The organism is Nocardia xishanensis NBRC 101358 (assembly GCF_001613365.1).
Taxonomy (GTDB): Bacteria; Actinomycetota; Actinomycetes; order Mycobacteriales; family Mycobacteriaceae; genus Nocardia; species Nocardia xishanensis.
On the sequence record NZ_BDCF01000001.1, the window covers coordinates 273,083 to 282,391 of the forward strand.

11 protein-coding genes are annotated in these 9,309 nt (G+C 66.2%); 8 read left to right on the plus strand and 3 right to left on the minus strand.

Annotation, left to right across the window (positions count from 1 at the left end; genetic code table 11):
* The first annotated feature begins 138 nt into the window (after positions 1 to 138).
* Genes NX1_RS01295 through NX1_RS01315 form a run of 5 tightly spaced genes read left to right on the plus strand, consistent with a single transcriptional unit; the run spans position 139 to position 4,989 of the window.
* Positions 139 to 582, plus strand: a complete 444-nt coding sequence (locus NX1_RS01295; RefSeq protein WP_068052279.1) for a type II toxin-antitoxin system Rv0910 family toxin — start codon at positions 139 to 141, stop codon at positions 580 to 582.
* Positions 582 to 1,307, plus strand: a complete 726-nt coding sequence (locus tag NX1_RS01300) for an ABC transporter ATP-binding protein (protein WP_068052283.1) — start codon at positions 582 to 584, stop codon at positions 1,305 to 1,307. Before NX1_RS01295 ends, NX1_RS01300 begins: the two co-directional genes overlap by 1 nt.
* Positions 1,304 to 3,796, plus strand: a complete 2,493-nt coding sequence (locus NX1_RS01305) for an FtsX-like permease family protein (RefSeq protein ID WP_068052287.1) — start codon at positions 1,304 to 1,306, stop codon at positions 3,794 to 3,796. The genes NX1_RS01300 and NX1_RS01305 overlap by 4 nt, the downstream gene beginning before the upstream one ends.
* 18 nt (positions 3,797 to 3,814) lie before the next feature.
* Positions 3,815 to 4,321, plus strand: coding sequence for a WKL family lipoprotein (locus NX1_RS01310; RefSeq protein WP_068052289.1), 507 nt, complete (start codon positions 3,815 to 3,817; stop codon positions 4,319 to 4,321).
* 14 nt (positions 4,322 to 4,335) lie between these two features.
* Positions 4,336 to 4,989, plus strand: a complete 654-nt coding sequence (locus NX1_RS01315) for an ester cyclase (protein ID WP_068052292.1) — start codon at positions 4,336 to 4,338, stop codon at positions 4,987 to 4,989.
* A 141-nt stretch (positions 4,990 to 5,130) separates the two neighbouring features.
* On the opposite strand, the gene NX1_RS01320 is transcribed toward NX1_RS01315, so the two are convergent.
* The gene (locus NX1_RS01320; RefSeq protein WP_068052295.1) at positions 5,131 to 5,604 is read right to left on the minus strand and encodes a MarR family winged helix-turn-helix transcriptional regulator; all 474 of its coding nucleotides are present in this window, start codon (positions 5,602 to 5,604) and stop codon (positions 5,131 to 5,133) included.
* Between the two features lie 111 nt (positions 5,605 to 5,715).
* On the opposite strand from NX1_RS01320, the gene NX1_RS01325 reads away from it, so the two are divergent.
* Positions 5,716 to 6,858 carry a GDSL-type esterase/lipase family protein gene (locus NX1_RS01325; protein ID WP_068052296.1) on the plus strand — a complete coding sequence of 381 codons (1,143 nt, stop codon included), beginning with the start codon at positions 5,716 to 5,718 and terminating at the stop codon, positions 6,856 to 6,858.
* Between the two features lie 27 nt (positions 6,859 to 6,885).
* Here the strand turns inward: NX1_RS01325 and NX1_RS01330 are convergent, their stop codons facing one another.
* Positions 6,886 to 7,500, minus strand: coding sequence for a TetR/AcrR family transcriptional regulator C-terminal domain-containing protein (locus tag NX1_RS01330; protein ID WP_068052297.1), 615 nt, complete (start codon positions 7,498 to 7,500; stop codon positions 6,886 to 6,888).
* Positions 7,501 to 7,571: 71 nt separating this feature from the next.
* Between NX1_RS01330 and NX1_RS01335 the strand changes: the two genes are divergently transcribed.
* Positions 7,572 to 8,129: a peroxiredoxin-like family protein gene (locus tag NX1_RS01335; RefSeq protein ID WP_068052298.1), complete on the plus strand. Its 558-nt coding sequence runs from the start codon at positions 7,572 to 7,574 to the stop codon at positions 8,127 to 8,129.
* 283 nt (positions 8,130 to 8,412) lie between these two features.
* Positions 8,413 to 8,628, plus strand: a complete 216-nt coding sequence (locus tag NX1_RS01340; protein ID WP_068052301.1) for a hypothetical protein — start codon at positions 8,413 to 8,415, stop codon at positions 8,626 to 8,628.
* A gap of 188 nt (positions 8,629 to 8,816) precedes the next feature.
* Here the strand turns inward: NX1_RS01340 and NX1_RS37610 are convergent, their stop codons facing one another.
* Positions 8,817 to 9,056 (minus strand): hypothetical protein, encoded by a 240-nt coding sequence (locus tag NX1_RS37610; protein ID WP_245668258.1) that lies wholly within the window; start codon positions 9,054 to 9,056, stop codon positions 8,817 to 8,819.
* Between the last annotated feature and the right edge of the window lie 253 nt (positions 9,057 to 9,309).

Below are 9,309 nucleotides of genomic sequence, written 5' to 3' on the forward strand. Positions count from 1 at the left end.
TCACATCGCATCGTGAACGCTGACAGCTACGTTCAAGCCAGCAAGGCTGCTCTGGGGCGGGGGAACGTCTTCTCGTTCGGTCATCGAAACGATTCGCACCCACGAGTTTGCTAATCAATTACCAAGAAGGGGAGGCGCGTGGCCAGGTTCGAAGTCACCAGCGCGTTGGAGGTTAGCCCGGCGCAGCTCTACGCACTCATCGCCGACACCGCGACGTGGGGGGACTGGTTCTTGCTGCACGATGGGTTCGCCGAGCAACCGCCGGAGCACATCGGCGTGAATACCAAGCTTGTGCAGAACATTCGCATGCTCGGCATGACCCAGCGGCTGGATCTGACCATCGCCGCGTTCAAACCACCCATGCGGTTGACCCTTTCGGGCAGCAGCCCGGCCGGCGTCACCTGCGAGTTCAGCTTCGCCATCGAACGCAGCCCAGGTGGTTGTCGGCTCACCATCGCGGGCGACTTCTCCGGTCCGGTGTTGACGGGCCAACTCGCCAAGGTGGTCGAGGGCGATGCGCAGGCGCAACTGACCGAATCCATGGCCAGGCTGAGCAAGCTCACCAGGTCCGATGCCCCGTGATGCTCGAACTCGGTGAGGTCGTGCGGACCTACCGGATCGGTGGACAGTCCGTGCGGGCACTGGACGGAATCGATCTACGCATCGATGCAGGGCAATTCGTCTCGGTGGTCGGCCCGTCCGGCGCAGGCAAAAGCACCCTGCTCCATCTGCTCGGTGCACTGGATCGGCCCGACCGCGGGTCGATACGGTTCCGCGACCGGGAAATCGGGCATCTCGACGATGATCGGCAGTCCGAGTTCCGTCGCCACCATGTGGGATTCGTTTTCCAGTTCTTCAATCTGCTTCCGACGCTGTCCGCGTGGGAGAACGTCGCCGTCCCGAAGCTGTTGGACGGCACCGGTCTTCGCGCCACCAAGGATCGCGCCCGAGAGTTGCTCGAGCTGGTCGGGCTCGGCGACCGCGTCGACCATCGGCCATCGGAACTGTCCGGCGGACAAATGCAGCGGGTCGCGCTGGCTCGCGCCTTGGTGATGGATCCCCCGCTCATCCTCGCCGACGAACCCACCGGCAACCTCGATTCCAAGACCGGCGCCGACATCATGGCGCTGCTCGCCAGGATCGCACACGACGATCAGCGCGAGCGCGCCGTCGTCATGGTCACCCACAACACCGAGGCCGCGAATACCACCGACCGGATCCTCACCCTGGCCGATGGACGCATCATCGCTGACGACTCCTCCCGTGCCGCGGTCGCTCTCGGCGATCCGGTGGCGGAGGTCCGATGACGGCACTGATCGATCGCTGGCGACTGTTCGGCCTTCGCGAATCCGTGAAACACCGGGGCCGGACCATTGCCTCGATAACGGTGATGGCCGTCTCCGCCGCGTTCCTGGTTTCGGTCTTCGGCATCTTCGGTTCGTTGACCGGCTCGGTGGACCGGCTGGTCGGCGGCATCGCCGGAAGCGCCGCGCTCGAAGTCACCGGAGTCACCGATTCCGGATTTCCCGCGTCGATCCGCGACGACATCGCCGCAACTCCGGGGGTCGTGGCAGCGGTCCCCATGGTGCGGACTCAGGTCGACTCCGACAGCGGACCAGTGCTTCTGCTCGGCGCAGACGCCTCAGCGACAGCGCTGGGCAGCGACCTCCAGGAGGCCGTCGAGCAGCAGCTCGCAGCGCTCGTGTCCACGACGAACGGAGTCTTGGTCGGTACCGGTGTCGGCGCGACAACCGGCGACATCATTCGGCTGGGATCGCATCGGGTCACGGTCGCGGGCGTGATCCGTGACGGGGCGCCCGCACGGCTCAACGAAGGCCACTTCGTCCTCACATCCCTGACTATCGCGCAACGAGTAACCGGGCACGCGGGACGTCTGGATTCGGTGATGATAGTCGCCGAGCCGCACGCGAATCCAGAGGTGCTTCGGGAGGCTGTCGACCGTGCGGTGAACGGCCGGGCGCTGGTGGCCGAGCCCAGCGTTCGCGCCGTACAGACCGGCAATGGTGTTCGAATACTGCAGTACATGACGCTGATGGGCGCCGCACTGGCCTTCATCGTCGCGGCGTTCTTGATCTATACCACCATGACGATGGCGATAGCCCAACGACGACCGACGATTTCGATGCTGCGCGCCGTCGGTGGTCGGCGCCGCACCATCGTCGGCGATCTGCTCGGCGAGGCCGCGATGATCGGTCTGATCGGCGGTATGGCGGGCTCCGTGATCGGAATCGGATTCGGCCGCATCGCCATCGGCACGCTGCCCGTTGCGCTGATGCAGTCCGTAGAGGCGCGAACCGTGTATTCACTGCCCCTCTATGCGATTCCGCTGGCAGTCGGTGCGGCGGTGTGCACCAGCGTGGCCGCATCGGCGGTGGCCGCATACCAGGTGTACAAGGTGTCACCGATCGAAGCGCTCGCGCCGGTGGGAGCATCGGTCGCCGATCAGGTGCGCCTCTGGCTGCGTGTGGCCGCGATCTGCGTGACTGTCGGCGGACTGACGGTTTCCGTTGTCCTGGTGCTCCTTCGGCTGGGCAACTTTTTCTGGTCCGGGTTCGCATTGTCGATGTTCTTCGGCGCGGGTATCGCGCTGTGCTTCGCGACCATCGGTGGCTTGGTCCGCACGGCGGCGTGGGTGGCGCGGCGTTTCGGCCGTGCCGGTGAGCTCGCCGCCGCGACACTCGAGCGCGCTCCGCGCCGCGTCTGGGCGACCATGATGACAGTTTTCATGGCCGTGACGGTCACCATCACCATCACGGGCGCGAACAACGACCTGTTGAATTCGGTGCGAAGCTCGCTGGGAGCGGTCGGCGACGTCGATGTCTGGGTGGCGTCCCATCCGCCGGAACAATTTCCGACCACCGCGCTCCCGTCCGGCCTCGCTGCCGAAGTCGCAGCGCTTCCCGGCGTCGCGCACGTCACCGAGGGACAGCTCGGCTACGCCACCCTCGGCACCGAGAAGGTCATTCTCTACGGGCTGGACCATGGCAGCGTCAGCCCGATGTATCAGGATCTGGACCCACAGGTCCGCGCCGATGTCGTCGCGGGGCACGGCATGGTGCTCTCCCGGGATCTCAGCCGCGCTCTGGGCGTCGGGGTCGGTGATGAACTGTCGATCCGAACTCCGCGCGGACTCCAACGGACTCGGGTGCTGGGTGTGGTCTCGTACTTCTCGGCGCTGACGGGTACCGCCGGTATCGGACTGAACCAAATGAAGGACTGGTTCGACCGCCCCGGAGCCACCCTGCTGCAGGTCGAAGCCGCACCGGGTGTCGACGAGGCACAGCTGTTGGCATCGATCAGGCAGTCGAGCCCTTCCGACGTACATGTCTACTCCGGGGCGGAATCATTGGCCGGCGTCGAAGGCGCTATCCGGCAAGGCATGGCCGTGGCGAATGCCGTGTGGGTGATCGTCGTACTGATCGCGGCGATAGCACTGTTGAACACCCTCACGCTCTCGGTATTGGAGCGGCGGCGAGAAATCGGGGTGCTGCGCGCCATGGGCGCGAGCCGTCGCGTCACGTTGGGCATGGTGCTCGCCGAAGCGGCCGGCATCAGTGTCGTCGGCGGCGGGCTCGGACTGCTGTTCGGCATGGCGAGTCAATTCTTCTTCGACAGCGTCACCCCGGACATCATGAATATCGACGTCGCCTACCGACCGAACTCGATGGTCCTCGTGTTCACCGCGGCCGCGATAGGACTCAGCCTGCTCGGCTCGATTCCACCCGCTCTCCGAGCAGCGCGACTGAACATCATCGAAGCAGTGAGTATCGAATAACCGAGCAGGAGACTGAAGATGCAGCGGCACAAGCTTATTCACGGCCGACTGGCGGCGGTCCTTTTCGCCGCGATCGTGGCCGCCATCGTTCCCGCGTGCGGTGGTTCCGACCACGATGCGAAAACTGACGCACAACACACCACGACGAAGCCGGCCGCCGACCAATCACCGCTGCCGCTGCCCGGCCCCGGCGACCTCAACGCCGGTCTGACGCTGGCGTTGGACCCGAATACGCCCCGGGAGCAGAAGATCGGAGCCGTGCAGGGCGCAGACGTCGATCCGGATCTGATCGACAAGATGACCCAAGCCGGAGCGGCCAACAAGGTAACCATGACCATCACGAAGGTGGAGTACGTCGGGGCGGGGGTGATGCAAGCGAGCGCGACACTCACCCTCAATGGCAAGCCGGTGGAGGGCCAAGCGCAGATCCCCTTCGTCGCCGAGGGTGGTCGCTGGAAGCTTCAAAAGGCATGGGCCTGTCAGATGCTCGCCAATGCGCAGCTCACCTCGTCCGCTTGCCAGTGACCGGAGCGAATACCATGAGCATCGAAATCGCGAGTCTCGAACCCACGCTCGTCGAGGGCATGACCTCCGATGAACTGGCCGCGGCGATGCCCGAGTTGGTGCGGACATTCGTCGGGCGAGCCGCCGATCAAGCGACCATGTGGCGTGACTGGTCGATGCGGTGGCTCGCCGCGTGGAACGAGCACGATCTCGAGCGGGTGCTGACACTCGTCACCGACGATGTCGTGTACGAGGACCCGTCGCTGTTCGGCGAACGGCTTACCGGCAAAGCCGCCCTCCGGGAAGTCGTGACCATGACGTGGCGCGCGTTCCCCGATGTGCGTTTCGAGCTCTCGGGCACTCCCTACCTGGCGTTGCTCGGCACCGGCATGGCCGTGCCGTGGCGAATGCGCGCCACGTTCGCGGGAGACATGGGCGGTGGCCCGTCACCCCTCGGAATCGCACCGACCGGTCGGCGATTCGACGCCCACGGAGTCGACGTCTACGAACTGAACGACGGATTACTCTGCCGCTGGTCGACCACAACCGATCTGTTCGATCTCGCCCAACAGGTCGGCATGCTCCCCGGTCCACGAACCAGACTGTTCCAGTTCGGGATTCGCATACAACGGCTGGGCGCACCACTGCTGCGCTCGATCCACAGATTCCGTGGGCGCCACCGCCGATAGGCACCCCGTAGGCGACCGATGTCGACGCGATTCGCGCCAGGCCCGCTGATCCCGGCCGGATATCCGCGCAGGCGAGGACCCCGCCGCCGAAAGAACCCAGGCTGATACGAGGGCAGGGCAAGGCGCGAGGCTGGTACTCCGTCAGTCGGTGCGCGCGGTGGCGTCCGGGTTGGTGGCGTCGCGAACGATCCGCAGCGCGACGGTCAGCGCGTCGAGCTGTTCCGGCGTGAGCAGACCGGTGAACCAGCGCTGAATCGCGTCGAGATAACCCGGTAGTACCTGCTCGAGGCGGCGGACCCCGGCGTCGGTCAGCACCGCGCGGGCGCTGCGGCGGTCGGCCGGATCGAGTACCCGCTCGACCAATCCCGCCGCCGACAACCGATCGACCAGCCGCGTGACGCCGCTGGTCGACAGCGACGTCTGGGTCGCGAGGTCCGTCATGCGCAGTCGCCGTTCGGGGGAACGGCTCAGGCGAAGCAGGGCATTCAGGTCCAAGCCGGAGAGGCCGCTCGTCTTCCAGCTCGGCTCCAGCTTGGTGAGCAGACCGTCGTGCGCCTCGTAGAGCAGGCCCATCACCGTCAGGCGCGGATCGTCGAAGAGGTCGAACTCGTCCATGCCCTCGGACTCTACCCCAGTATTTGACACGCGGATAGTTGACGAGCGGAATACATCGGAGTAGATATATGCCAACGCAATATTCCTCGCGTCAACGACTTAGGAGTAATCATGGCATCGCAAGACACCCGGTGGGTCGCGGGCTTCCGTTCGGCCGTCATCAGCCCGGACGAGCGGATCAAGCTCACCGATCCGCACGGATTCGCCGATCAGACCCTGCGCCAGGTACTGCACATGGCGGGCGGTGGCGAGCAGATCCGCATTCGCCTGACCAACCGCTACGGACGGTCACCGCTCGTCATCGGGGCCGCCCGGATCGCGCTGCGTAAGACCGCCGACGAGATCGTCCAGGAGACCGACCGCGAGGTGCGGTTCGCGGGAACCACGAAACTGACAGTGCCCGCGGGCGGCGAAGCGCTCAGCGACCCGATCGACCTCGCGGTGCAGGCGGGCGACGATCTACTGCTCAGCCTCTACCTGCCCGAACCGACCGGGCTCGCGACGTTCTCGCACATGCCAACCGAAGTCGCCTACGTCGCCGACGGCGATCACACCGGCGGCACGGAAATACCTGGGGCACAGGAAATTCCCTCGCGCTTCTTCGTGAGCGGCGTAGACGTCCTCGCACCCGCCGAGACCGACATCGCCGTGGCCTTCGGGGATTCGTGGTTCGAGGGCTTCGGCAGTACGCTCGGCGCCAATCGCCGCTCCGTGGACGTGCTCAACGAGCGAACGCAACGCGGCTGGGTGGTCAACCAGGGCATCGGCGGAAACCGGCTGCTCACCGACGAGATCGGCGAACGCGGCCTCGACCGGTTCGAGCGCGACGCCCGCGACGTCCCCGGCGTGCGCCACGTGGTGATCCATTTCGGCATCAACGACCTCATCCTCGGCGGCATGGGCGGCCAAGCCCCCGCCACCGCGACGGAACTCATCGACGGCTTCACCGAACTGGCCGGCCGCGCGCACGCCGCCGGGCTGACCATCCACGCGGGCACCATCGGCCCCTACGCGGGCTGCGTCTACCCGGGCCTCCCCGTCGCCGAAACCCTGGCGACCCGCCGCGCCGTAAACGAATGGATCCGTGGCACAGACGTTTTCGACTCGGTGTTCGACGTGGACCGCGCCGTCGCCGATCCGCAGCGCCCGGACTACATCCGGCCCGAATTCGACAGCGGCGACGGCATGCACCTGAACGACGCGGGCGCGCGGGCGATGGCCGAGTCCGTCGACCTCGCGAAGATCTTCGGGTAGCCGGATCCCGAACGTTCACAGCCGGATTCAGCGCGGAGACAGTCCGCGCAGCACGATCTCGACGCCACCGCGGAATTCGTCCTCGACCGACATCTTCCGCGCCTGGCTCGCAGTCTGCACCAGCAGCGGGAAATCGTCGGTCGGCAGCGCCGCGATGGTCGCGGTGCCCGACCCCGCGATCGAGGCGTAGTGCTCGTTCTGCAGGAAGCCGAGCAGGAAGCCGACCACCGTGCGCTGCGCGATCACCCGGCCCCGGCCGGTGAAACCGGCGTCGGTGAGCACCGTCAGCATGGCCTCCATCCAGTGCAACGACGCGGCGGAGGACTGGCGGTGCCGCAAGATCAGCGGAACCACGGCGAGATGGGCCGCGACGGCGGAGCGCATGCGCGTCAGCAGGACCACGGCCCTGGCGCGCCAATCCTCGCCTTCCGGCGGCGTGGTCGCCATGGCGCCGAGCACCCGGTCGACCACGAGCACCTCGAGCCGATCCCGGTCCGCGACATAGCGGTACAGGCCCATGGTGGCGATGCCGAGTTCTTTCGCGACGGCCCGCATGGTCAGCCCTTCCAGCCCGTGGCGGTCGATGACCGCGAGGGCGGCGTTGCCGAGATCGTCGGTGGTCAGCGAGCGAGGACGTGGCATGGGTTGACAGCGTACAAGGTACGCGCATACTTGTCGTAGGCGTACGTCGTACACCTACGAAGGAGAATCCCATGGCACTGCCCACTTCCGTCGCCGCACGCACCTTGCTGACCATCACCGGCGTGGAGGTACCGATCCCGGACCCCGATTGCCTCGTACACCTGCAATTCCGCCGCTTCGCGGGCTGCCCGGTGTGCAACCTGCACCTGCGCTCGATCGTCGCCCGCCACGCCGAGATCACCGCGGCGAACGTCCGCGAGGTGATCGTCTTCCACTCGCACACGGACGAATTGCGCAAGTACACCGACGATCTGCCGCTCGACGTGATCGCCGACCCGGACCGCGTCCTCTACCGCGAGTTCGGCGTCGAATCCGCGCCGCGCGCCCTGCTCGACCCGCGCGGCTGGCCCGCCATCGCCCGCGCCGTCGCCCACGACCTGCGCGCCGCACTGCGCGGCGACCGCCCCGCTCCCCCGTCCCGTCCCGACGGCGGCAGCCTCGGCCTGCCCGCCGACTTCCTCATCGCTCCCGGCGGCCGCGTACTGGCGTCCAAGCACGGCTCACACGTCTACGACCAGTGGTCGGTGGACGAACTACTGGCGCTCGTGCCCGCCGAGCAGCTCCGGTGACGGGGATCGCCGAGACTTCTGACCTTCGTCCCGCTCACCGTGTCGAAGACTCCCGCAAGGCATGAGCAACCCCGGAACAGCTGACCGACACCGTGCTCGGCGCGCTGGGCTCATGGGAAGCTCTTCACCGAGGAACACCGCCTTCTCGCGTGACCAGGGCAGTCGAACCGGAAGTAGTTGGCGCGGGCCAGTTTTCGTAACGTTGGCGCTAATGAGACCGATTGGTCAAATGCGGAACACTACGAGCCGCCATCCATAACCATGGAACTGAGAAGGACTCATTATGTCGTTCACCAAGCTGCTCGGCGCGGGCGTCGCGGCACTGGCCTTCGGAGCCGTCCTCACCGCGGGTCCGGCTGCGGCCGAACCGATTACCGTCACACCGGTGATCGCGCCCGGCGAGCCCGCACCGGGCGCGTCGTCCGGTAGTGCACTGCTCAGCGGCTTCGATGGGCTGCTTCGCATGATGCGGTGCGGCTCGGCCTACAGCTGCAACTAGGAGTCGGGCGCATAGCCCAATCGACGGCACGGGCGGAATTGGCTTCCGCCCGTGCCACCGGGCACTGATAACCCGGTGCGCCAGCCGGACCTGCTCGATCCAGCAGTGTCCGAAATCATCATGCGACACTCGAATTCACTTGGGAGCGGCGGCATTCGACCTGGCCCGATCAGATTCGGCCGCTCGGTTCATGGCAGCAGTGCGGCCGGGTCGAGAATGAACTCGAAAGGTGTTCGCACGGTTATCTTCTCACCGGCGGCGACCCGATGCGTCGGCTCATAGCCGCCGTCGCCGCCGAGGGAATGGACGAACGCCACCGGCAACGACTCGCCGGGCAGTTGTCCCTTGAAGGCGTTGAGCTCGAAGCGCCAGTAATTCGGGATGCCCGCCTCGGCATAGAGAACCGGCTTCACCATGCGGTCCTGCAAGGTTGTCGACTTGGATGCCGCGGCTTCGGGGACGCGTTCACGACGAGCAGGCCATACAGTACCTCGTACCGGAGTCCGTCCTCCGGCATGTGATCGAGATCGGCAGCCGTCCAACGATCTGAGCCGGGAACCGGCATCGCCATCGAACACCTCCGACCTCGGTCGAAACCGACCCATATGGGTCGGCTCTGCCCGAGTCCAGCTCAGTCGGCACGGTCGACCTGGGGTCTTCCGCGCCGACTGAGCGGGCACA